This is a genomic window from Kribbella sp. NPDC003557 (assembly GCF_040610805.1).
GTDB lineage: Bacteria > Actinomycetota > Actinomycetes > Propionibacteriales > Kribbellaceae > Kribbella.
Window position 1 is genome coordinate 19,039 of sequence record NZ_JBEXMY010000018.1, and the last position, 22,208, is coordinate 41,246.

At 69.9% G+C, this 22,208-nt stretch carries 17 protein-coding genes; 5 read left to right on the top strand and 12 right to left on the bottom strand.

Features of this window, described 5'->3' with window-relative positions; genetic code table 11:
• The first annotated feature begins 16 nt into the window (after positions 1-16).
• Positions 17-1,237 carry a hypothetical protein gene (locus ABZW60_RS41195; RefSeq protein WP_355486121.1) on the top strand — a complete coding sequence of 407 codons (1,221 nt, stop codon included), beginning with the start codon at positions 17-19 and terminating at the stop codon, positions 1,235-1,237.
• A 78-nt stretch (positions 1,238-1,315) separates the two neighbouring features.
• Positions 1,316-2,563, top strand: coding sequence for an acyl-CoA thioesterase/bile acid-CoA:amino acid N-acyltransferase family protein (locus tag ABZW60_RS41200; protein WP_355486122.1), 1,248 nt, complete (start codon positions 1,316-1,318; stop codon positions 2,561-2,563).
• Here ABZW60_RS41200 and ABZW60_RS41205 read toward each other — a convergent pair.
• The 6 genes from ABZW60_RS41205 to ABZW60_RS41230 form a co-directional block, all read right to left on the bottom strand.
• Positions 2,560-2,838, bottom strand: a complete 279-nt coding sequence (locus ABZW60_RS41205; protein WP_355486123.1) for a muconolactone Delta-isomerase family protein — start codon at positions 2,836-2,838, stop codon at positions 2,560-2,562. The genes ABZW60_RS41200 and ABZW60_RS41205 overlap by 4 nt on opposite strands.
• Positions 2,839-2,986: 148 nt before the next feature.
• The gene (locus tag ABZW60_RS41210) at positions 2,987-3,757 is read right to left on the bottom strand and encodes a class I SAM-dependent methyltransferase (RefSeq protein ID WP_355486124.1); all 771 of its coding nucleotides are present in this window, start codon (positions 3,755-3,757) and stop codon (positions 2,987-2,989) included.
• 25 nt (positions 3,758-3,782) lie between these two features.
• Positions 3,783-6,437, bottom strand: a complete 2,655-nt coding sequence (gene ppdK / locus ABZW60_RS41215) for a pyruvate, phosphate dikinase (protein WP_355486125.1) — start codon at positions 6,435-6,437, stop codon at positions 3,783-3,785.
• Positions 6,438-6,751: 314 nt separating this feature from the next.
• On the bottom strand, positions 6,752-8,710 hold the full coding sequence (locus ABZW60_RS41220) for a VWA domain-containing protein (protein ID WP_355486126.1): 1,959 nt from the start codon (positions 8,708-8,710) through the stop codon (positions 6,752-6,754).
• Between the two features lies 1 nt (position 8,711).
• Entirely contained in the window at positions 8,712-10,109 is a 1,398-nt protein-coding gene (locus tag ABZW60_RS41225) for a sigma 54-interacting transcriptional regulator (protein ID WP_355486127.1), read from the bottom strand.
• A gap of 44 nt (positions 10,110-10,153) precedes the next feature.
• Complete coding sequence (locus ABZW60_RS41230) at positions 10,154-11,431, bottom strand: serine hydrolase domain-containing protein (protein WP_355486128.1); 1,278 nt, start codon at positions 11,429-11,431, stop codon at positions 10,154-10,156.
• A gap of 38 nt (positions 11,432-11,469) precedes the next feature.
• On the opposite strand from ABZW60_RS41230, the gene mug reads away from it, so the two are divergent.
• Entirely contained in the window at positions 11,470-11,970 is a 501-nt protein-coding gene (mug, locus tag ABZW60_RS41235; protein ID WP_355486129.1) for a G/U mismatch-specific DNA glycosylase, read from the top strand.
• Here mug and ABZW60_RS41240 read toward each other — a convergent pair.
• The gene (locus tag ABZW60_RS41240) at positions 11,963-12,892 is read right to left on the bottom strand and encodes an alpha/beta hydrolase (protein WP_355486130.1); all 930 of its coding nucleotides are present in this window, start codon (positions 12,890-12,892) and stop codon (positions 11,963-11,965) included. The genes mug and ABZW60_RS41240 overlap by 8 nt on opposite strands.
• A gap of 110 nt (positions 12,893-13,002) precedes the next feature.
• On the opposite strand from ABZW60_RS41240, the gene ABZW60_RS41245 reads away from it, so the two are divergent.
• Positions 13,003-13,575, top strand: a complete 573-nt coding sequence (locus ABZW60_RS41245; RefSeq protein ID WP_355486131.1) for a TetR/AcrR family transcriptional regulator — start codon at positions 13,003-13,005, stop codon at positions 13,573-13,575.
• Between the two features lie 26 nt (positions 13,576-13,601).
• Positions 13,602-16,904 (top strand): hypothetical protein, encoded by a 3,303-nt coding sequence (locus ABZW60_RS41250; protein ID WP_355486132.1) that lies wholly within the window; start codon positions 13,602-13,604, stop codon positions 16,902-16,904.
• 76 nt (positions 16,905-16,980) lie between these two features.
• Here ABZW60_RS41250 and ligD read toward each other — a convergent pair whose 3' ends face one another.
• From ligD to ABZW60_RS41275, 5 genes are all read right to left on the bottom strand, one after another.
• Positions 16,981-17,961 (bottom strand): non-homologous end-joining DNA ligase, encoded by a 981-nt coding sequence (ligD, locus tag ABZW60_RS41255; RefSeq protein WP_355486133.1) that lies wholly within the window; start codon positions 17,959-17,961, stop codon positions 16,981-16,983.
• Positions 17,962-18,057: 96 nt separating this feature from the next.
• Positions 18,058-19,296: a hypothetical protein gene (locus ABZW60_RS41260; protein WP_355486134.1), complete on the bottom strand. Its 1,239-nt coding sequence runs from the start codon at positions 19,294-19,296 to the stop codon at positions 18,058-18,060.
• Positions 19,293-20,174, bottom strand: a complete 882-nt coding sequence (locus ABZW60_RS41265) for an acetylxylan esterase (protein ID WP_355486135.1) — start codon at positions 20,172-20,174, stop codon at positions 19,293-19,295. The genes ABZW60_RS41260 and ABZW60_RS41265 overlap by 4 nt, the downstream gene beginning before the upstream one ends.
• 4 nt (positions 20,175-20,178) lie before the next feature.
• Entirely contained in the window at positions 20,179-21,105 is a 927-nt protein-coding gene (locus ABZW60_RS41270; protein ID WP_355486136.1) for an acetylxylan esterase, read from the bottom strand.
• Positions 21,102-22,205 (bottom strand): ABC transporter ATP-binding protein, encoded by a 1,104-nt coding sequence (locus ABZW60_RS41275; protein ID WP_355486137.1) that lies wholly within the window; start codon positions 22,203-22,205, stop codon positions 21,102-21,104. Before ABZW60_RS41275 ends, ABZW60_RS41270 begins: the two co-directional genes overlap by 4 nt.
• Positions 22,206-22,208: the final 3 nt, after the last annotated feature.

The window sequence follows — 22,208 nt, forward strand, 5'->3', positions numbered from 1 at the left end:
GGAGAGGACCCACCAGATGCCCGACGACACCTCCGCCGCGGTGGTCAACGAGTTCGAGGCGGAGTCCTGGCCGCTGGAGGCAGCCGCGGACAGCCTGCACCAGGTCATCGACGGGTTCCACAACGGCGACACCCGGCCGCTGGTGATCGGCGACGGCGACCAGCCGGTGCTGGTGGTGCTCGCGATCGCCGACCTGGCCGACTTCCGGGCCCGGATCGCGGAGCTGCTCGGCAACCCGGTCGACGCCGGCTGGCTGCGCTACTACCTGCGCTCGAACTTCGACATGAGCTCGGAGCGTCTCGTCGAGCTGCTCGGCGTCGACGCGGATCACGGCCTGTCGTCGCTGGCCAGCCAGGTGAACGTCGAGCAGGCGGCGACGCTGATGCCCGACCACCTGCGCCGTACCGAAGCCGGCGCGAACCCGCTGATGCTGATCGGCGACGGGACGATGGCGACCGCGGCGCTGCTGTCCTTCCAGGCGTTCCAGGTGCTGCTGGCGATGGACGGCGACAACAAGACCGAGGACGACTCCTGCGCGCACGACGACGAGGAGAAGCCGACGACACCGCTGGAGGTGCTCGCCGAGCGGATCGGTCCGGTGTCGACCCAGCTCGTCGCGCAGATCAACGCCGGCCGCGAGCCGGGCATCCCGCGGTACGAGCTGCATTTCGAGGACGAGCTGATCGTGCACCTGCGCGACCTGGAGGCACGCGCGCAGAAGACGCCGGGCGGCGGGGCGTACGACGAGCTGAACACCCTGCTGCACCAGTTCGACCAGATGCGCAGCGGGCTGGTCGAGGCGGAGGCGACGGAGGAGCCGGACGAGGCGCCGTACCTGGAGGCGACCGATCTCCGGGCGGCGATGCCGGGCATCCGGGACGCGTTCCGCGAAGGCGCCGACGACCCGTACCTGGTCGGCCTGGACGGACGGCCGGTCGCCGGGCTGATCTCGTTCGACCTGTACGAGGAGCTGCAGAAGGTCTCGGTGGACCTGGGCGGCACGGACGAGGCGCCGGTGCTCCCGCTGCCGGAGCCGCGCTGGGAGAACGGGCCGCGGCTGCTGCCGTTCGAGATCGCGCTCGAGATGTGCGAGGCGGTCATCGAGGACCTCACCAACGGCGAGGCGTCGATGCTGTTCATCGCCGACGAGGACGACGAGCCCGAGCTGGTCCTCGCTCCCCTGGCCTGGCTGTGGGCCTACGTCGACCACCTCGACCTGGAAGGCGCCGAAGCCTGACAGCAGTGACTCGACAGTGACTCGACAGTGACTCGACAGTGACTCCAGAGTGACTCCGCAGAGTGCCACTCTGGATCCATGAGGCGATCCCGGCTGACTCTGACCGCGGCCGCCTGCCTGCTGGCCGCCGGCTGCACGCCTGGCACAGCCCATGTCACCCTCACCGTCGACGAGGCGGTGACGCTCGCCGACCAGCAAGTGCACGTCAAGGTGACCGGAGCTCCGGCGGGCAAACCGCTGGACGTCGGCGCGGAGGCCGTGGATCGGGACGGGCGGAAGTGGCACGGTCAGGCGACGTTCACCGCCGACGACCACGGCACCGTGGACCTCGACACCGCGAAGCCGTCGGCCGGGAGCTACCACGACACCGACGGCATGGGCCTGTTCTGGTCGATGAACCCACCCGACGGATCACCGGACGACCAGTCGTTCCTCCCGCCCGTCGAGAACGGTCAGGCGACGGAACACCTCGACCTCTTCGTCGACCGCGACGGCAAGCGTCTCGCGAGTACGACGATCACGCGGCGCTGGGTGGCGCCCGGTGTGACGGCGAAGCCACTCACGACGGCCAAGGACAAGCTGACCGGCCTGTACGTCGCCCCGGAGCCGGACGGCGCCAAGCATCCCGCGGTCCTGCTGCTCGGGGGTTCCGAAGGTGGCCTGCCGCCGCCGTCGAGCACGTATCTGCTGGCGTCGCACGGATACCCGGTGCTGGATCTGGCGTACTTCCACGCGCCGGGTGTGCCACAGGACCTGCGCGAGATTCCGCTCGAGTACTTCGCCGCGGCGGCACAGTGGCTGAGCAAGCAGCCGCAGGTCGACCCGGCGCACGTCGTGGTGCTGGGCACGTCGTTCGGCAGTGAGCCCGCGCTCCTGGTCGCCGACCACTTCCCACGGCTCGTCCACGGGGCAGTGCTGATCGCACCAGGCGCCTCGGTGACAGGCTCCTTCCCGCATCCGGGTGGCGCAGCCTGGACGTATCGGGGCAAGGCGCTGCCGGTGAACGATCCGATCCCTGTCGACGGTGTGAGCGGACCGGTCCTCGCGGTGGCCGGCGGCAGCGATCTCACGTGGGACTCGAAGCAGTCCGCGGAGTTGATCATGCTGCGCCTCGACGAAGCGCACAGCACCTTCCCCCACGAGGCGGTGATCGTGGACGCCGCAGGCCACGGTGTCGGCGGCGCGCCGTACCTGCCGCACGGCACGAAGATCAACCACCCGATCATCGGCCCGTACGACCTGGGCGGGAGCCGGCCCGCCAACGAAGCCGCGCTACGCCAGGGCTGGGCGAAGACTCTGGCGCTGCTCGCCTCCCTCCAGCGTTAGCTGAACGGGAACAGCGGCTGCCACTCGGCGAGGGTCGCGATCTCGTAGACGTTGGCCGGCGTGTACGGGTCCTTGGCGAGGATGTCGCGGAGCTCGGCCTCGTCCGCGACGTCGTACACGAGCAGCGCGCCGGTCTGGTCGGTGAACGGGCCGGCGGCGACGAGCTTGCCGGCCGCCTTCAGCTCGGCGAGGTACTCGCGGTGGGCCGGACGGACCTCCATCCGGCGGTCGGTCTCGGCGACGTCGAAGCGCAACTGCACGACATATTGGGCCATGCCCAGAACTCTACAATGGCCTTGAACACAAAGGATTTGGTGCGGGAAAGGGAGTCACGAGCCGCCACAGCGGCTGGTTCAGGTCAGACCCGAAAGTCGACGAGTGATCTCCCTTCCCGCCCGGATATTCTCACCAGCCGACCGGCCGCTACGCAAGGGTTTGGTTAAGGGAATTTCCTACGGACAGTTGATTCAGGTAACGCTTCGTGACCGATCCCCCGGCCGCGTCGATGCGAGCGCCGATGCAGTCGTACAGTCCGTCACGCCGCTCGGTTGTCAAGGCCCGGTGACCCGAATACGAGGACAGAAGTTCGAGATATTCGGCCGTCGAATAGTCCGCATTCCAGACAAACCTGTGGAACTCGACAGACCCGAAAAGCCCTGTTTTCGCAAGGTTTGCCGGATCCTCCGGTACGTCGTCCGCGTCCGGCAGCCCGTCCGCCGTCGCGTCGTCGGTGAACCGTTCGTAGCAGGACTGCACGTCGGCGAAGAACTGCTCGGACCCGCCCGCGACATGATGCGTCGACACGACCGCCAACGCCCCACCCGGCCGCAGCAGCTCCACGCAGCGCCGGACACGCGTCTGCGGGTCGAGCCAATGGAACGCGGTCGCCGAGATGACCAGGTCGTACGACGGCGGCGGGAGCGGCCAGGTGTCGAAGTCCGCGACGATCACCTCGATCGCGGGGAGCTTGTGCCGCAGAACTCCCGCGAGGCCGGGGCTGAGTTCGACGGCCGTGACCTGCCAGCCGCGTTCGACCATCGCCGCGGTCGCCTGGCCGGTGCCGGGGCCGATCTCCAGGACCTTCGGGCGGTCACCGACTATCCGCGCGAGCTCGTCGAAGAGCTCGCGCGGGTACGTCGGCCGGACGCGGTCGTACAGCTCTGGATCCTCACCGAACGTCGTGCGTAGGCTCACCGCCGCACGGTAGCGCGCCCCGGCGTCAGTCCAGCGTCGCCCGGCCTGCCTCCAGCCGGGCTACCGGGATGCGGAACGGGGAGCAGGAGACGTAGTCGAGGCCCGCCTCGTGGAAGAAGTGGATGCTGTCGGGGTCGCCGCCGTGCTCGCCGCAGACGCCGAGCTTCAGGTCCGGCTTGGTCGCCCGGCCGCGGTCCACGCCGGTGCGGACCAGCGCGCCGACGCCCTCGCGGTCGATCGACTCGAACGGCGACACCGCGAAGATGCCCTTCTCCAGGTACCGGGAGAAGAACGCGCCCTCGACGTCGTCGCGGCTGAAGCCCCAGGTGGTCTGTGTCAGGTCGTTGGTGCCGAACGAGAAGAAGTCGGCCGCCTCCGCGATCTGGTCCGCGATCACCGCGGCCCGCGGCAGCTCGATCATCGTGCCGATCGGGATCTCCCCGGCGGTGCCGGCCTCGGCGAGGACGCGTTCGACCTCGTCGCGGGCCAGGTGCAACTCCTGGATGGCGCCGACCAGCGGGATCATGATCTCCGGCTGCGGGTCCTTGCCCCGCCCGCGCAGCTCGACGGCCGCTTCCGCGATCGCCCGGACCTGCATCGCGAACAGACCCGGGATCACCAGCCCGAGCCGCACCCCGCGCAGCCCGAGCATCGGGTTCTGCTCGTGCAGCCGCTCGACCGCGGCCAGCAACTTCTCGTCGTGGTCCGAAGCCGAACCCCGCTCGCGCGCCACCGCGACCTTCACCGCCAGCTCCTCCATCGACGGCAGGAACTCGTGCAGCGGCGGGTCGATCAGCCGGATCGTCACCGGCAGCCCGTCCATCGCCTCCAGCAGCTCCAGGAAGTCCCCGCGCTGCAGGGGCTCGAGCTCGGCCAGCGCGGCCTCGCGGTCGGCGTCGTTGTCGGCCAGGATCAGCCGCTCGACGGATTCCCGCCGCTCCCCCAGGAACATGTGCTCGGTCCGGCACAGCCCGATCCCCTCGGCCCCGAACCGCCGCGCCCGGGCCGCGTCGTCGGCGGTGTCCGCGTTGGTCCGGACGCCGAGCCGCCGGACCTCGTCCGCGTGCGTGATCAGGCGGTGCACCGACGCGACCAGCTCGTCGCCGGCGTCCGGCGCCAGCGTGCCCTCGAAGTACTGCACGACCGGCGACGGGACGACCGGGACCTCGCCGCGGAACACCTCACCGGTGGTGCCGTCGATCGAGATCAGCTCCCCCGCCTCGATCACGGTGCCGTTCACCTTGATCGTGCCCTGGGCAACGTTCACGTCGAGTTCCTCGGCGCCGCAGACACAGGTCTTGCCCATGCCGCGGGCGACCACGGCCGCGTGCGAGGTCTTGCCGCCGCGGCTGGTCAGGATGCCCTGCGCCGCGATCATGCCGTGCAGGTCGTCCGGGTTGGTCTCGCGTCGGACCAGGATCACCTTGTCGCCGTTGTCCGCGGCCTCGACGGCGGCGGCCGACGTGAACACGACCTTGCCCGACGCCGCGCCCGGCGAGGCGCCGATCGCCTTGGTGATCCGGTCCTTGCCGGCGTCGGCGTCGAACCGCGGGAACATCAGCTGCGCGAGCTGCGCGCCCTTCACCCGGCGCAGCGCCTCGTCGGTGTCGATCACGCCCTCGTCGACCAGGCTGGTCGCGATCCGGAACGCGGCCGCCGCGGTCCGCTTGCCGACCCGGGTCTGCAGCATCCACAGCTTGCCGCGCTCGACGGTGAACTCGATGTCGCACAGGTCCCGGTAGTGGCCCTCGAGCGTGGCCATGATGCCCATCAGGTCGTCGTACGACGTCTTGTCGATCTGCTCGAGGTCGGCGAGCGGGACCGTGTTGCGGATGCCCGCCACCACGTCCTCGCCCTGCGCGTTCTGCAGGTAGTCGCCGTACACGCCCTGCTGGCCGCTCGCCGGGTCGCGGGTGAACGCGACGCCGGTGCCGGAGTCCATGCCGAGGTTGCCGAACACCATCGAGCAGATGTTCACCGCCGTGCCGAGGTCGGCGGGGATCCGCTCCTGGCGGCGGTAGAGGATCGCGCGCTCGGAGTTCCAGGAACCGAAGACGGCCTCGATCGCGAGGTCCATCTGGGTCCGCGGGTCCTGCGGGAACTCGCGGCCGGTGTGGTCGTGGACAGCCTGCTTGAAGGTCTCGACGAGCGCCTTCAGGTCGTCGGCGTCCAGGTCGAGGTCGGTCCGCGCGCCCTTCGCGTCCTTGGCGGCGTCGAGCGCCTGCTCGAACACCTCGCCGTCCATGTCCAGCACGGTCTTGCCGAACATCTGGATCAGCCGCCGGTACGCGTCCCAGGCGAACCGCGGGTTGCCGGAGTGGTGGGCCAGCCCGTTCACCGAGTCGTCGTTGAGCCCGACGTTCAGGACCGTCTCCATCATCCCGGGCATCGACGCGGCCGCGCCGGAGCGCACCGAGACCAGCAACGGGTCGTCGGCCTGGCCGAGCTTCTTGCCCATCTTCTGCTGCAGCAGGTCGACGTGCCGGTCGATCTCCTCGGCCAGCTCGGCCGGCACCGCGCCGGTCTCCAGGTACGCACGGCAGGCGTCGGTGGTGATGGTGAACCCCGGCGGCACCGGCAGGCCGAGGTTGGTCATCTCGGCGAGATTCGCGCCCTTTCCGCCGAGCAGCTCCTTCATGTCCTTGTTGCCTTCGGCGAAGTCGTAGACGAGTTTCGGCACGGTCACTCCCTGGGTTGCAGGCGGGTGTTTGTTGCGTGTTTCAGGCACGGGAAGATGGCCCGCTGGCCCGTCGACTCCGGCGGCGGGGGCGTGCTTTCAGGGTAAGCCCAAAAATCAGTCCAGTTGAACACTGGTCTCACTATCGCGACGTGACGCTTCCCACAGCTCGAAGGCCGGAAAACCCTTACAGCGTTGACAACGCAGGACAACCGACCCTGTTTCCAACGATTCCCAGCCAACCAGCGATCCGCCCACAACGCAGCGGACCTTGGACCGGGATGTCCCGGGTCCAAGGTCCGCTTTCGCTGTCCGGTTTACAGCTTCCGGCGCGTCCGGAGGTAGTCGCCGACCACCGCGGCGCCCAGGCCGTCGGCGTCCGGCGCGAGGACCCGGCCGCCGCTGCGGCGGGCGAGCAGGTCGACGAACGCGTTCAGCCGCGGGTCGTCGCCGAGCCGGAAGACGGTCAGCGAGGCGCCGAGCTTGGCCAGCCGGTCGACCTCGAAGATCGTCTTGCGGAGCGTCGCCGGCTCGGGTGGGTAGGAGAACTCCGCCGTACCGTCGGGCTCCAGGTGCGCGGTCGGCTCCCCGTCCGTCACCATCAGCACGACCGGCTGCGCGTCGGGGTGCCGCCGCAGGTGCCGGCCGGCGAGGAGCAGCGCGTGGTGCGCGTTCGTGCCCTGCTCCCAGGTGCCCTCCATACCGATCAGCTGCGGCAGCTCCACCACCCCGGCGTACCGGCCGAAGGTGATCAGCTGCAGCGCGTCGTTGCGGTAGCGCGTCGAGATGAGCTGGTGCAACGCGAGCGCCGTCCGCTTCATCGGCAGCCAGCGGCCCTCCTGCACCATCGACCACGACGTGTCGACCAGCAGCGCCACCGCGGCCCGCGCCCGGTGCTCCGTCTCGGCGATCTCCACGTCCGCGACGTCGAGCTTCACCGAACCGCTGCGCGAGGCCGTGCGCAGTACGGCGTTCCGCACGGTGCGCGGCACGTCCCACGGCTGGGTGTCGCCGAACTCCCACGGACGCGTCGATCCGCTCAACTCACCCGCCGCGCCCGCGTTGGCCGCGTCCCGCTCACCGGAGCCGCGCGCCGTCCGCAGTACGTCGGCCAGCGCCGTCTGCCCTAGCTGACGCAACGCCTTCGGCGACAACCGCAGCGAGCCATCGGGCGCCCGCTCGATCAGACCCTGATCCCGCAGTTGCCGTTCCAGCTCGCTCAGCCGGCGCGCGTCGACCGTCGCCTCGTCGCCCAACTGACGGGTGAGCGCGTCGAGATCGATGTCCTCCAGCCGCGCCCCCGGGTACGACTGGGCCAACTGCTCGGCGAGCGCGTCCAGCTCCGCGAGATCGGACATCGCGCGGGCGCCGTCGGCGAGGCCGAGCGGATCGTCACCGCTCATCTGCTCGGATCCGTACCAGTCCTCCCCCGGCCGCAGCGCCTGCAGCTGGGCGTCCAGCTGCGACAACTGCTGCGCGAGCTGCGGACTGCCGAACGCCTGCTGCGACAGCTCCATCAGCTCCGCCCGCTGCTCGGGCGTCATCGAGTTCAGCATCCGTTGCGCCGCGGCCGCCCGCTGCGCGAGCACGTCGATCAGCTCGTCGACATTGCGCGGGTTCTCCGGGAAGAACTCGCCGTGCTTGGCCATGAACTCGTCGAACAGCTGGGGTACGTCGGGACGCCCCTGGGCGTGCGCCGCGAGCAGCGCATTCAGGTCCGAGAGCATCTCGTTGATCCGCTCGACGTCCTCGGGCGTCGTCTGCTGCAGAGCCTCCTTCATGCCCTCGAACCGCGAGCCGAGCAACTCCTTGCCGAGCAGCTCGCGGATCTGCTCGTACTTCTGTCGGGCCTCCGACGACTCCCATTGGTAGTTCGCCAGCTCCCGGACCGCGGCCGCCGTGCCGGACGGGAGTGCGTCGAGCTCGGCCTCCTTGAACCGCGCGTCGTCGGACGGGTTCGGGAACAGCTCGCGCCGCTCCGCCTCGAGCGCCTCGTTCAGCAGCCGCTGGACGTCCCGCAGGGTGCCGTCGAGGTTGTGCCGCTGCTGGATCTCGCGGCGGCGCTCCCACAGCCGGCGGGTCAGGTCGTCGAGGCCCTGGGTGTTCCGGGTGCCACGCCGGAGCATCTCCTCCAGCGCGGACCGCGGCGACGAGCCGTTCATCACGTCCCGGCCGATCTCGTCCAGCGCGTCCCGCAGGTCCGCGGGCGCCTGGAGCGGATCCGGCCCGTCGTGCCACGGTCCGTAGGACCAGCCTTCCGGGATCGATGCCGACATGTCAGGCCCCGTAGATCGTGGTGTCGTTGTCGGCGTCCTTCGCCACCCGTTTCGACAGGTACAGCATCTCCAGGGCCAGCTCGACCGCGGCGGCGATCCGGCCGGACGAGTCGTCCGGCTCCACCCCGGCGCGCGCGGCGACGTCGTGCAGCACCGGCAGCTCGGGCAGCGCGGCCAGCACCTCCCGGCCGGGCACCCGCTCGCCGGTCGTCACGAGGTTGCCGTCGGCAACGGCATGGGCCAGCGGGGTGAGGTCGAGGCCCGCGAACCGCTCGCGCGCGGTGTCGGCCACCGAGCGGCGCAGCAGGTACTCGAGCAGCTCGATCTCGCGCCCTTCCTCACCCGGCTCGAACTCGAGCTTGCCCCGCAGTACGGCGGGCACCGCTTCGAGGTCGACCGGCCGGGCCACCGCGGGCTCCTCACCCGTGATCGCGGACCGGCGCAGCGCGGCGGCGGCGATCGTCTCGGCCGCGGCGACCGCGAACCGGGCGGACACCCCGGACCGCTGGTCGATCGACGTCGACTCGCGCAGGTGCCGGACGAACCGGGCCAGCACCTCCAGCAGCGGCTCGCCGACCTCGGCGGTGAACTCGGCCTCCTGCCGGATCACGTCCACCTCGGCGTCGATGTCGAGCGGGTAGTGGGTCCGGACCTCGGCGCCGAAGCGGTCCTTCAGCGGCGTGATGATCCGGCCGCGGTTGGTGTAGTCCTCGGGGTTGGCCGTTGCCACCAGCAACACGTCGAGCGGCAGCCGCAGCGTGTACCCGCGGACCTGGATGTCGCGCTCCTCCATCACGTTCAGCAGCGCGACCTGGATCCGCTCGGCGAGGTCGGGCAGCTCGTTGATCGCGACGATGCCGCGGTGCGAGCGCGGCACCAGCCCGAAGTGGATGGTCTCCGGGTCGCCGAGGCTGCGGCCCTCGGCAACCTTCACCGGGTCCACGTCGCCGATCAGGTCACCGACGCTCGTGTCCGGCGTGGCCAGCTTCTCGGCGTACCGCAGCGAGCGGTGCAGCCAGGCGACCGGCAGGTCGTCGCCGAGCTCGGCGGCGCGGCGGCGGGAGGCCGGCGTGATCGGGTCGAGCGGGTGCTCGGGGAGCTCCGCGCCCTCGATCACCGGGGTCCACTCGTCGAGCAGGCCGACCAGCGTGCGCAGCAGCCGGGTCTTGCCCTGGCCGCGCTCGCCGAGCAGGACGACGTCGTGCCCCGCGAGCAGGGCACGTTCGAGTTGCGGGATCACCGTGCGGGTGAAACCGACGATGCCGGGCCAGGGATCACGCCCGGCCCGGAGTTCTTTCAGCAGGTTGTCACGGATCTCGGCCTTGATCGACCGGGGAAGATATCCGGCGGCCCGGAGGTCACCGGCCTTACGAGGAAGTTCAGCAGGTGCACTAGTCACCCTGATGACGTTAGCTCGCTCACCCCAAATCGCTAAGGGATATCTCATCGCCGGGGCGTGACCCGGCCGGACGTGAACACGTGCGCCGGCGTGAACGTGACCGGCACCCACGGGTGCGCCGCGGACTCGCGGGTGACGAAATGGTCGCCGTCGGCGGGTTCGGTCGGTCGCAGCTCGTACTCGTGCACCGGGTCCTCGGAGAACAGCAGCCGGTCGCCGGTCGCGGTGTAGACCATCACCAGTCCGTCGTCACGCTTCGCGACATCGAGCCGTACGCTGGCGCGCTCGTACCGTCCGGCGTGCCGGTCGTCGACGGGTCCGTCGATCGGCTGCGGCGCGGGCGGATGCGGGACCCCGGCGTACTCCGTGAACACCTCGGACGCGAGCGGCTCGAACAGGCGGGTGCCGTTGCCGGAGTTGGTCAGCAGGCACATCACCAGTCGCGCCTCCGGATCGACCCGCAGGAACGCCAGCTGGGAAATCGTCGACCCGTCGTGCCCGAACAGCCGGCGGCCGCCCCAGTCGTAGATCCGCCAGGTCAGGCCGAGGTCGACGAAGCCGCCGATGCCGGCCGCGTACGGGACCTGCGGCTCCTGCATGGCCGCGTACCGCTCGTCGGTCAGATGCGTCCGGGCGAACTCGAGCAGGTCGGCGGCGCTCGCGCTGATCGTCCCGGCCGGTCCGATGCTGCGCGGCAGCTGCCACGTCTTCACCCGCGAGCCGTCCGTGGCCAGGTGACCGACCGCGGCGCGTTCCAGGATCGCCTCCTCCGGCAGCGTCACCGTGTGGGTGAGGCCGAGCGGCTCGACCAGGCGTGCCTTGAGCGCCGCGTCCCAGGTCCGGCCGTCGAGGACCTCGATCAGCCGGCCGAGCAGGACGAATCCGGCGTTGCAGTACGAGTACGCCGTACCGGGCTCGAAGAGCTGGTCGACGCCGGTGAGCAGGGCGACGTACCGCTGCAGGCAGTCGTCGCCGCGGCCGGTGTCGGTGAACAGGTCGCCGTCGATCCCGCTGGTGTGGGTCAGCAGGTGACGGACCGTGATCCGTGGATCGACAGGTGCCTCGGGCAACAGTTTGACGATCGGGTCGTCCAGCCGCAGCCGCTCCTCGGCGGCCAGCTGGACGATCATCGACGCGGTCCACGGCTTGCTGATCGAGCCGATCTGGAACAGCGAGTCGGCGGTGGTCTCCACGCCGGTCGCTGCGTTCAGGACGCCGTACGGCACGATCGTCGTCTCGCCGTCGTGCCAGATGCCGAGCACCGCACCGGTGACCTCGGCCGCCACCGCCAACTCGTTCAACCGCGCAGACCAATCAGGCATGCGCCCAACCTACGTCGGTACCACCTAGGCTGTGCGGAGTGGACGGGATTCCGGATGTGATCGCCCCCGGGTTGCGGGTGCTGTTCTGTGGGATCAACCCCGGCCTGATGTCGGCGGCGACAGGGCATCACTTCGCCCGGCCGGGCAACCGGTTCTGGCCGGCGCTGCACCTCAGCGGGTTCACGCCGCGGCAGCTGCACCCGAGTGACCAGCAGGAGTTGCTGACCTACCGGCTCGGGATCACCAACGTGGTCGACCGGCCGTCGGCGAAGGCGGCCGAGCTGACGCGCACCGAGCTCGTCGCGGGCGGGGAGAGCCTGGTTCGGAAGGTGCTCGACGTACGGCCCGAGTGGCTGGCCGTCCTCGGCGTCACGGCGTACCGGGACGCGTTCGGGGACCGGACGGCGGCAGTGGGCAAGCAGGACCGGACGATCGGCACGACCAGAGTCTGGATCCTGCCGAATCCGAGCGGCCTGAATGCCCACTACACCTTGCCGAAGCTCGCCGACGCGTTCGCGGAGCTCGAACGGGTCAGTTGAGCGCCTTGCGCAGGGTCGAGATCGCCAGCTCGATCGCGGCGTTCGCGGCGTAGGTGTCGCGGAGCGCGTCCAGCATCACGAAGTCGTGGATGATCGCCGCGAACCGGACCGCGGTGGTCGGCACGCCGGCCTCGAGCAGCTTCGCGGCGTACGCCTCGCCCTCGTCGCGCAGGACGTCGGCCTCACCCGTGATGACGAGCGCCGGCGGCAGGCCCTTCAGCTGCTCGGTCGTCGCCCGCAGCGGTGACGCGGTGATCTGGTTCCGCTCGTTCTCGTCGGTCGTGTACTGGTCCCAGAACCACTTCATCCCGTCCAGCTGCAGGAAGTACCCCTCGGCGAACTCCTTGTACGACGCGGTGTCGAACGACGCGTCGGTCACCGGGTAGAACAGCACCTGCTGGACGAACTTCACGTCGCCGCGCTCCTTCGCGAGCAGCGTGACGGCCGCCGTCATGTTGCCGCCGACGGAGTCGCCCGCGATCGCCAGCCGCTGCGCGTCCAGGCCGTGCTCCTTGCCGGAGGCAATGATCCAGCGGGCGACCGCGTAGCTCTGCTCGAGCGCGTGCGGGTAGCGCACCTCGGGCGACCGGTCGTACTCCGGGAACACCACCGCGGCGCCCGCGCCGACGGCGAGTTCGCGCACCAGCCGGTCGTGGGTGTGCGCGTCGCCGAACACCCAGCCGGCGCCGTGGATGTAGAGGATGACGGGCAGTACGCCGGTCGCGCCCTGCGGCCTGACGATCCGTGCCTTGGTGCCGTCCGCGGCGGTCACCCACTCCTCGTCGACCGGGAGCTTCGGGTAGTCGGTGGTCTGCGCCTCGTCGACGGCCTTGCGGCCCTCCTCGGGCGACAACTGGAACAGGAACGGGGGCTTGGAAGTCGCCTCGGCGAAGGCCTGCGCGGCGGGTTCGAGAACGGTCATGGTCATCCTCCTGTCGATCGCGGAGAACGCTCGTTCTCCGGTGCGTTTGCTACTGTAGGAGAACGATGGTTCTCCGCGCAAGGTGGCGCGGGTCACCCCGGGAGGCGGCAATGGTTCTGGACACGGCGACCGCGCAGCAGCAGGTGCTGGACGCGGCCGACGCGCTGTTCTACGAGCGCGGCGTGCAGTCGGTCGGGATGGACGCGATCCGGGCGGCGTCCGGGGTGTCGCTGAAGCGGCTGTACCAGCTCTTCCCGTCGAAGGACGCGCTGATCGAGGCATACCTGGACCGCCGGGACGCGCTCTGGCAGTCGATGCTCGCCGAACACGTGGAGGCGCAGACCGATCCGCGCGAGCGCATCCTCGCGGTGTTCGACTTCCTCTACGCGTGGTCGAGCCAGCGCGACTACCGCGGCTGTGCGTTCATCAATGCGTTCGGTGAGCTCGGCGCGGTGTCGCCGCAGGTCGCGGAGATGGCGTCGCGGCACAAGGAAGGGTTCCGGCAGGCGCTCACCCAGCTCGCCCGGGAGGCCGGCGCGGACGATGCCGACCGGCTCGCGGACCACCTGATCCTGCTCAGCGAAGGGGCGATCACCCGGGCCGCGATCTCCGGCTCGGCCGATCCCGCGCTGCGTGCCCGGGAGGCCGCGACGATGATCCTGGACGCGTCGGCGAAACGCTGACACCACCCATTGGGCAGGATGGGCGCATGCGTCTGCCCGAGCTGCTGCGATCGATCGACGGACTCTCGCGCGGACAGCGCGTACGCCTGCTCGCCGACCGGGCGCCGGAACTGATCGGACTCCTCGACGAGTTGGCGCGGGGCACCGCGTTCGAGCGCGTCCTCGGCCTGCAGATCGCCGAGGTCGCACGGCAGGCGCCGTACGTCAGCCGGATGCTTCGCGACCCGGATCCGGCCGTGCAGAGCCGGGCCCTCGCGGCGGTCGCGCGCGGGGTGCCGGTCGCGGACGACGACCTGCGGATCGTGTACGACGACGCGCCCGCGGCGCTGCGGTCGAGGCTGGTGGCCCTGGTACGGCGACAGCGGCGCGAGCACCTCGCCGTACGGCTGATCGACGAGCACCGGGCGCGGTGGGGTGACGTAGCGGCGACCGGGCTGCTCGCCGCGACGGACCGGGAGACCGTGGCGCGGCTCCTGCCCGAGCTGGCGTACTGCGTGACGCCAGGTGGTTGGCGTCAGCTCGCGAAGCATCACCCGGAGGAAGTACTGGTCTTCGCACGCCAGACGCTCCCGGCTGACGACGAGTGGTGGCAGGGCGTCGGCCACGGTGTCACCGCGGCTCTCGGGCATGCGCCTGACGCAGTCCTGGAGCTGATCAAGGAGGCGGTGCCGGCTCACGACCTCCCGGTCGCAGTGCTCGACATTCTCGGCCCGCTGACCGATCGGGACCCGACAGGTGTGCTGGAGCTGCTGCTGGCGCCTGATCGCCGCCGGGTGGTGACACGGGCGCTGACCCCGGCGTTCCGGCGTCGCCTGCACAGGTACTCCGACGAGGAGCTGATCAGTCTCGGCAGGGTCCTGTGGCCGCGACTCGGGGGCTCCCTGGACGCGCTACCACCGTCGCGGCGAGGAGCGGTCTTTGCCGCCGTGACGCAGCACGTCGACTTGGGGCAGGCGCAGCTGAGTGCCGAGCTGTTGGCGGCGTTGCCGCATGCGGTGCGCACTGAGCAGACACGCCGGATGCTGACGCTGCCGGCCAGTGAAGACGGGTCGTGGCGGCGCGGTGTCGCCGGTCATCTGCCGTTCGACGAGGCCTTTGCGCTGCTGGAGCCGGAGGTGCGTGATCCGGACGCGGCGGTCCGCAGCTCGGTGTACCAGGCAGTGATCCGCTCGGCCGGGTACGGCAGGCGACCCGAGCAGGTCATGCAGGCCGTGGCGTGGGCAGCCGGCCGGGTGCGCAACGATCAGGACACAGTGCGGCTCAACGCCGTACAGGCTGTCGTGGAGTTGCCACCATCGCTGTTGACGGATGCGCTGGTCGGGTCGCTGGACTTGTTGCTCAGCGATGCGCTGGCCGCACGAGACGTCTCGTGGGCGACGCGGCGGGCGCTGACGCAACTGGCCGAGCATGCTGTCGTCCGCGGCGCGGTCGATGACCGGCCCGGCGTACTGGAGTGGGGGCTCCAGGCGCACGCGCGGCTGTCCGAGAACACGGGCTCGCTCAGTCTGTACGGGCTGGTCGACGGTTTGCCGCGCGGGCATGACGTCCAGGTGTACGACGCGCTGCGGCCTTCGATCGAGGCGGCGGCGAAGCGGAACGAGTTCGGGCTGGCGCTTGCGGTGGCTGGTGCCTTCGGCCGTCGGGCCTGGTCGTTGGAGCCGTTGCAGGAGGTGCTGTCGCAGGCGGTCTGGTCGAACCAGGAGTACACCGTTCAGTCGGCCTGCCGGTACTGGCTGGACGCACCGGCGACCCGCTCTCACCGCGTCGAGGAGATCATCGCCCGGGACGTGCGGATGGCTCGCTGGCATCCGGTGTGGTGGGTCGTTACCGAACTACGCACCGATCTGCTCGATGTTGTGTTCGCCGCGGCGGACCGGATCCGTCGGTTCGATCGGAACAGCGCTGCGTGGGAGGTGCCCAGCTATGCGCTGCGGCAGTGGCTGCCACGACAGCAGGCACGGTACGCCGAGTTGCTCGTCGGCGTCGCACGGGACGAGCGGATGCCGGAGTGGTACCGGGCGTTGGCGGTGAAGACGCTGGGTCGCGTACCGGTGGCGGGGCGGGCTGCGTTGGACGAGTTCCTCGCGAGTGAAGACGTACTGCTGCAGGAGGCTGCGCTGGCAGCGCTGGCGTGGACGGAACGGCCTGACCTGGCTATGCCTTTGCTGCTCGCGCACGCCGGCGACGATCGCGCGCGGGTCGCGGTGTACGCGGCTGCGCGGGCGGCGCGGTTCGTGCGGCCGAGTCTGCTGCCCGGGCTGCTTCAGCCTGTGCTTTCTGGCGACGGTGTGAAGGTGACGTCGCGGAAGGAGGCAGTGCGGCTGCTCGGTGAGCTACGGGCGCCGGGGGCCGGTGCCGTGCTGACGGAGACGTGGTCCGGTGCGCACCGGGATGTGCGGGCGGCTATTGCGCGGACTGTGTCGCAGTACCTGCTGTACGACCCGGCAGCGTGGGCGGTGCTTGAGCAGGCTGTCCACGACTCGCCGGCTACCGCCACGGCGTTGACACTGCGGCGTGCTTACGACGTACCTGTGGCGTATAGGTCGCGGTACGCCGATCTGTTGATCGCTGTGACGACTCGTAGCGAGCCTGAGGTCGTTGGGGCGGCGTTGCTCGCGCTGCGAGGGTGGGCACGGTACAACTCCGCTGCTGCGCGGGTCTGCGCGGACTTCATCAGCCGGCTGGATCTGCGGGGTCGGGTGTGGCGGGATGCCGTTTCGACGCTCGTCTCGTTCTTTGCGACGGATGCGCCTTCCGGTTCGGACGAGGTGGTGGAGGTTGTCCGGCTGTTGGTGCGGATGGAGGGGGATCCTGCGCTACCCGATGCGCTGCCGGATCGGGATCATCCGGCGCGCCAGCGGCTGACGTATTTGGTGGGTCAGCTGTCCGTTGAGTTCAGCAACCGCTCCGGCGACGTCCGCAGTCATCTGCGAGCAGTAGCTGACGAGCTGTCCGGGGACTTCCTTGAACTGCGCCTGCAACTCCTGGTCCTCTCACATGCTGTTGACGACCTGAGCGGACTGGTTGACTCGGTGCGCGAACTGGTCGCCGACGACCCGCTCGCCGCAGTCACGGCCGCCGACCTGGTCCGCGTTCGCCTCTCGGCAACGGAATCAACGTGGACACCCGCCGTCCTGCTACCCGTTGCCGAAACGCTCCTCGAGTCCCCCGACCTGGCGTCCGGCCTCCTGACCCACGCCCTCCTGAAGGCCGCAGGCCCACGCGGCGGCTGGTCCCCCGACTGGCGCCGCCTCCTAGTTGCCCTCCGCAACCACCCCTCCCCCACCGTCCGCCGCCAAGCCCTGACCCTCACCACAGCCACCGAGTAGCACACCAGGCTCCACCGGCCGGGCTCCGCCTCTCGGGTTCAGCTTCGGGGTTCAGCTTCGGGGTTCAGCTTCGGTTTCAGTCGGTGGGGTTTTGCTGTTGCTCGGCCTCGCGGGCACGTTTGCGGCGTTTGCCTTCGTGCATGGCGGCGACTCGGGCTACCGGGATGGCGCGGCCTTCCTCGAGGACGTCCTCGGGGATGGCTTGTTGCGCGGGGAGTTGTTCGGCCCAGGGGTCGCGGTCGGCGAGCAGGGCGGGAGCGGTGCGGACGGTGAAGTCGCGCGGAGCGACGCTCTCCAGGTCGTCCCAGCCGACCGGGTACGAAACCGTCGTGCCAGGCCGGACGCGCGGGCTGTACGCCGCGACGACCGTCGCACCGCCGGACCGTGTCGAGTCGACGAACACCTTCCCGTGCCGGTCCTCCTTGATGTACGCCGTGGTCGCGATCGACGGGTCGATCTTCTCGGCGCGCGCCGCGATCGCCCGGGTGGCCGCGGCGGCGTCCTCGATCGTCACCGTGTCGACGATCGGCACGATCACGTGCACGCCCTTCGCGCCGCTCGTCTTCACCGCGCCCGACAGCCCGGAGTCGGTCAGCGCCTGCCGCACCAGCAACGCGGCCTGAACCGCCATCGCGAACGTTTCCCCCTCCGGCGGGTCCAGGTCGAGCACCAGATGCGTGACGCGGTCCCAGCGATCGGCGCGCATCAGCGTCGGGTGGTACTCCACGGCGCGCTGGTTCGCGAACCACAGCAGCGTCCGGCGGTCGTCGCACAGCGCGTACGACACCTGGCGCTTCGACGCCTCCGCCCACACCTGCACGGTCTTCACCCAGTCGGGCGTGTACTTCGGGACGTTCTTCTGCATGAACTTGGGCTGTCCCGGCCGGATCCGCACGACCGACAGCGGCCGCCCGCGCAGCTCCGGCAGGATCCGTTCGTGCACAGCGTCGAGGTAGTCGACCAGGTCCCGCTTGGTGGCTTCAGCCCCGTCGAACAGCGGCTGATCCAGGTTGGTCAGGTCGACCCCGTCCCGCGTCTCATCCGGCTTGCTGGCCATCCCCCGAGCTTAGACCGGCGTCTCCGTCGATGGCGGGTTGTTTGACCGATAACGCGCTGCAGCCCGGCAGCGGTGACGAAACCCGCCAGTCGGGCATCACTGCCGGCCGGGGCTCAGGATGCGCAGGAGGGCGTCGAGGACGAGTTTGTGCTCTCCGGGCTGGAGGGTCTGCGGGTTGAGGGCGATCGCGTCGTCCGGCAGGCGGAACGTTCCGACCGCGATCCGGGGGTCGCCGTCCCACAACTCCTGGACAACCTCGTCGCGGTCGCGGGTCAGGCGCAGGACGGCGCGACTGTGCGGCTGCCCGGCCTCGCTCGGGTACCCGCGCTCGACCGACACGCCCGGGATCCCCTGCAAGCCGACGATCCAACTGTCGACAATCCGCTCGTAGGACGCCAGCAGTGCCTCCTCGTCCTGGGCGAGCGTCCACTCGACGGCGGCGAGCAAACCCATCAGCTCCTCCTTCCCGACCTTCATCCCCCGCCCGAGCTCCTGGTTCGGCGAGGTGTGCGCCCTGACCCGGTCCACCAGCCACCGCTTCCCCAGCACGAGCCCGCTCGCCTGCGGTCCACGAAGCCCCTTCCCGCCGCTGACGAGCACCGCATCCGCGCCGATGTCCCGGGTGAATCGCCACAGCGACGCGACCGGTGGAATCTGCGCGGCCGCGTCGACGATCACCGGTACGCCGAACTCGCGCGCGCATCGCACCACGTCCTCCACCGGCAACGCACCGGCCGCGTAGTGCGCGCCCGCGAACCACAACACGCACGCCGGCTTCCGCGCGAGCGCCGTACGCAACTCGTCCTCCGACGGGCCTACCTCGACGATGCGCGCGCCGGTGATGCGGGCCGAGTAGTCGTAGCCGTTGCGCTGGCTCGCGAACATCACCACCTCGGCGTCGACGGGGAACGCCTGCGAGTCGGTGGTGATGCACGCGGCGACCGTGAGCGTGATCGCGGCGGCGGCGCCGGATGTCACATAGGCCGCCTCGTTGTGGGTGAGTTCGGCCAGCCGCTCCCCTACCCGGAGGTTCAGTTCGGGCAGGTCGACGAACTGCGCCGCCGCCTCGCTCATCGCGGTCACGACCGGGGCCGGCATCAACGATCCGCCGAGCACGGTGACCGTCGCGTTCGCGTTGATGACGGGCCGAACACCCAGCAAATTCGCCGCCGGGCTCAGCACGCGGTCCACCGACTCGGTGACCGACGGGTGGCTCGACGGGTTCGTCAGCAGGCTGGTCGGCGGCTTCGGCGACGGGCTCACCTGCGGGTTCGTCGACGGGTCCACCCGCGGGTTCGTCGGAGGGTTCACCCGCGGGTTCGGTGGCGGGGTCATGCGACGAACTTCGACATCGCGGGGACGCCGAACCGCTCGGCCAGCCAGGCGTCGAGGAAGTCGTTGTCGGTGCCGTCGAGGTGCGTGACCGGGTAGACCTCGGGATCGGGCAACGCCTCGAGCAGTGACGCGCACCAGTCAGCGTCGTCGACCGCCAGCAATGTCCGGCCGGCGACCGCGGGCGCGTGCCGCGAAGGATCGTAGTACGACAGGGTTGTCGACAATGCGTCAGTCGACGATCCGGCGCGCAGGTGATCGTTCAGCTCCTCCAGCGGATACAGGCACGACCTCAGCCGGGCCTCCATCGCGCGGTAGAACAGCAGATCCGTCACTCGCACCGCGCTGAAGCCAGGCCTGCGCGCCGCCGTCAGCACCGCGAGATCGTCACCAGTGACTGCGACCCGCATTGGATCCACCTCGGTCAGACCGAGCAGGAACTCCGCCGCGCGGAGGCAATCGGCCGCGATCCCCCGGTAGATGTAGGTCTGCGGATCGTCGATGTGCATTGTCAACAATCCTGGATAGGACGCGGCGAATCCCTCGTCCGCGAGCCGCTGACCGCGGTGCATCAGGCTGAGGACGACGTACCGGCTCCGGTCGTTCGGGTGCGGGATGTTGTTGACACTGCCGTACCGCGGGGTGATGAGCAGCCCGGGGAACGGCCCGTCGCCGGTGGGGATGCTGAGGTTGCCGTACACGCGATACGGCCCGGTGCTCGTGATCCGCACCGAGTAGAACGTGGCCTCCTCGGTCGTCCGCGCCGGCACCACGTCCAGCACCGGCCGGCCGGGGATCGCCGCGAGTTCGTCGTCGACCGCGGCCCAGTAGGCGGCGAAGTCGGACGCGGAACTCACGGCAGAGGTTGCAGCGGTAGTCATCACGTCACCGTCCCGGAGTGAGGTGCTCGGCAAGGAAGTCCTCCACGACGCGCATCACATCCGGGAGACCGGCATGATGCGCGCAGTGCGGATAGGTGTGCAGCGTCTTCTCGCACGTCAGCGTCCGGTGCAGCGCGAATCCGGTCTCCGGCGGGCAGACGTCGTCCTCGAGCCCGAGGTAGAGCAAGGTCGGCGCCTGGACCTTCGGGGCGAAGTTCAGCCCGTCGTAGTAGGCGACCGTCTCCCGGACCCGGTCCACATCCTTCGGGTGGATCCGCAGGTACTCGTTGATCTCCTCGTACGGGTACGACCGGGTCAGCGTCGGCGCGGTCATGATCGCGCACAGGTACGGCGCGCCGGCCGCGACGCAGCGGATCGCGTCCGGGCGCAACGCCGCCGTGGAGATCCCGAGCCCGCCGCCCTGGCTCGAGCCCTGCAATCCGATCCGCTGATTGTCGACAGTCGACTGGGCGAGCAGGACGTCGACCGCGCGCACCACGTCGAGGTAGAACCCGCGGTACCCGTAGGTGTTGGGGTCGACGATGTTGTGCGTCAACAGGCCCGGGTACCCGGGGTTGAACACGTCGTTCGAGCGGAGCTTCCCGCGCGGCGCGACCGCGAGCGCGGCGTACCCGAGCTCGGCCCACTCCTTCGGGATGGTGGGTTCGGAGATGTAGCCCGGGATCGTCACCAGACCCGGGTACGGCGCGCTGCCCGCGCGCGGCACGGCGTACCAGGCCGCGATCCGCAGACCGCCGTAGCTGGTGTAGCGGACGTCGTAGACGATCACCTTCTCCGTGGACAGCGCGGGCATCTCGGTCAGCACCGGGTCGAGCGGGTAGGACGCGCAGTCCGCCAGGCCGGCCGCCCAGAAGTCGTCGAAGTCGGCAGGCAGTTCGACCTCGACGGTGGCGTTCGCGGGGTCTCTCAAGAGCGTTCCTCTCGTTGCGGGGCATGGAGTGCGGTGCCGTCGGCGGCGTCGAACAGGTGTAGGCGGTCGGGGTTCAGGCCGACGTACACGGTGCTGTCGTGGCCGAGGCGGAACGGGGTCGGGACGCGGGCCTTGATCAGCTCGCCCTCGACGTTCACGGTCACCAGGACGTCCGGGCCTAGTGGTTCGGAGACGAAGACCTTGCCCGGGTGATGGCCCTGAACCGGGGTGCTGGAGAGGACGACATCCTCGGGCCGGATGCCGAGCACCACCCCACCGCCGAGTTCACCGGGCCGGGCGGGGAGGGTGAGGGGCTGGGTGAGTGCCGGTGAGCGGAACAGGCGCACGCCGTCGACGTCGGCCAGGTCCCCGGTGACGAAGTTCATCGGCGGCGAGCCCATGAACGAGGCGACGAAGCGGTTCGCCGGGCGCTCGTAGATCTCCTCCGGCGTCGCGCACTGCTGGACGACGCCGTCACGCATCACCGCGATCCGGTCCGACATCGTCATCGCCTCGACCTGGTCGTGCGTGACGTAGATGAACGTCCGGGCCACGTCGACGTGCAGCCGCTTGATCTCGGCGCGCATCAGGACCCGCAGCTGTGCGTCCAGGTTCGACAGCGGCTCGTCGAGCAGGTACGCCCCCGCGTCCCGGACGATCGCCCGCCCGAGCGCGACCCGCTGCCGTTGCCCGCCGGACAGCTCGCGCGGCTTGCGGTCCAGCAGGTCCTCGATGTCCAGCGTCCGCGCCGCCTGCAGCACCTGCTCGGAGATCGTTGCCTTTGGCACCCGCATCATCTTCAGTGCGAAGCCGATGTTCTGCCGGACGGTCTTGTGCGGGTAGAGCGCGTAGCTCTGGAACACCATCGACACGTCCCGCTTGTTCGCCGGCAGCCAGCTGACCGGCTTGCCGTCGAAGAAGATGTGCCCCTCGGTGGCGCGTTCCAGCCCACAGATCATTCGTAGGGTTGTCGACTTTCCACAACCGGACGGTCCGACCAGAGTCAGGAACTCCTGGTCCTTGACGGTCAGGTCCAGGTCGCGGACCGCGGTCTTGCCGCCGAACGACTTGGTGACGCCTTCCAAACGCACTTCGGCCATCTG

Bases quoted from the DNA above. Each gene is read 5' to 3' on its own strand.
- ABZW60_RS41220 (WP_355486126.1), bottom strand. From the start codon at position 8,710: ATGTCGGCATCGATCCCGGAAGGCTGGTCCTACGGACCGTGGCACGAC.
- ABZW60_RS41275 (WP_355486137.1), bottom strand. From the start codon at position 22,205: ATGGCCGAAGTGCGTTTGGAAGGCGTCACCAAGTCGTTCGGCGGCAAG.
- ABZW60_RS41200 (WP_355486122.1), top strand. From the start codon at position 1,316: ATGAGGCGATCCCGGCTGACTCTGACCGCGGCCGCCTGCCTGCTGGCC.
- ABZW60_RS41260 (WP_355486134.1), bottom strand. From the start codon at position 19,296: ATGACCCCGCCACCGAACCCGCGGGTGAACCCTCCGACGAACCCGCGG.
- ligD (WP_355486133.1), bottom strand. From the start codon at position 17,961: ATGGCCAGCAAGCCGGATGAGACGCGGGACGGGGTCGACCTGACCAAC.
- ABZW60_RS41240 (WP_355486130.1), bottom strand. From the start codon at position 12,892: ATGACCGTTCTCGAACCCGCCGCGCAGGCCTTCGCCGAGGCGACTTCC.
- ABZW60_RS41250 (WP_355486132.1), top strand. From the start codon at position 13,602: ATGCGTCTGCCCGAGCTGCTGCGATCGATCGACGGACTCTCGCGCGGA.
- ABZW60_RS41205 (WP_355486123.1), bottom strand. From the start codon at position 2,838: ATGGCCCAATATGTCGTGCAGTTGCGCTTCGACGTCGCCGAGACCGAC.
- ABZW60_RS41230 (WP_355486128.1), bottom strand. From the start codon at position 11,431: ATGCCTGATTGGTCTGCGCGGTTGAACGAGTTGGCGGTGGCGGCCGAG.
- ABZW60_RS41265 (WP_355486135.1), bottom strand. From the start codon at position 20,174: ATGACTACCGCTGCAACCTCTGCCGTGAGTTCCGCGTCCGACTTCGCC.
- ABZW60_RS41245 (WP_355486131.1), top strand. From the start codon at position 13,003: ATGGTTCTGGACACGGCGACCGCGCAGCAGCAGGTGCTGGACGCGGCC.
- ABZW60_RS41195 (WP_355486121.1), top strand. From the start codon at position 17: ATGCCCGACGACACCTCCGCCGCGGTGGTCAACGAGTTCGAGGCGGAG.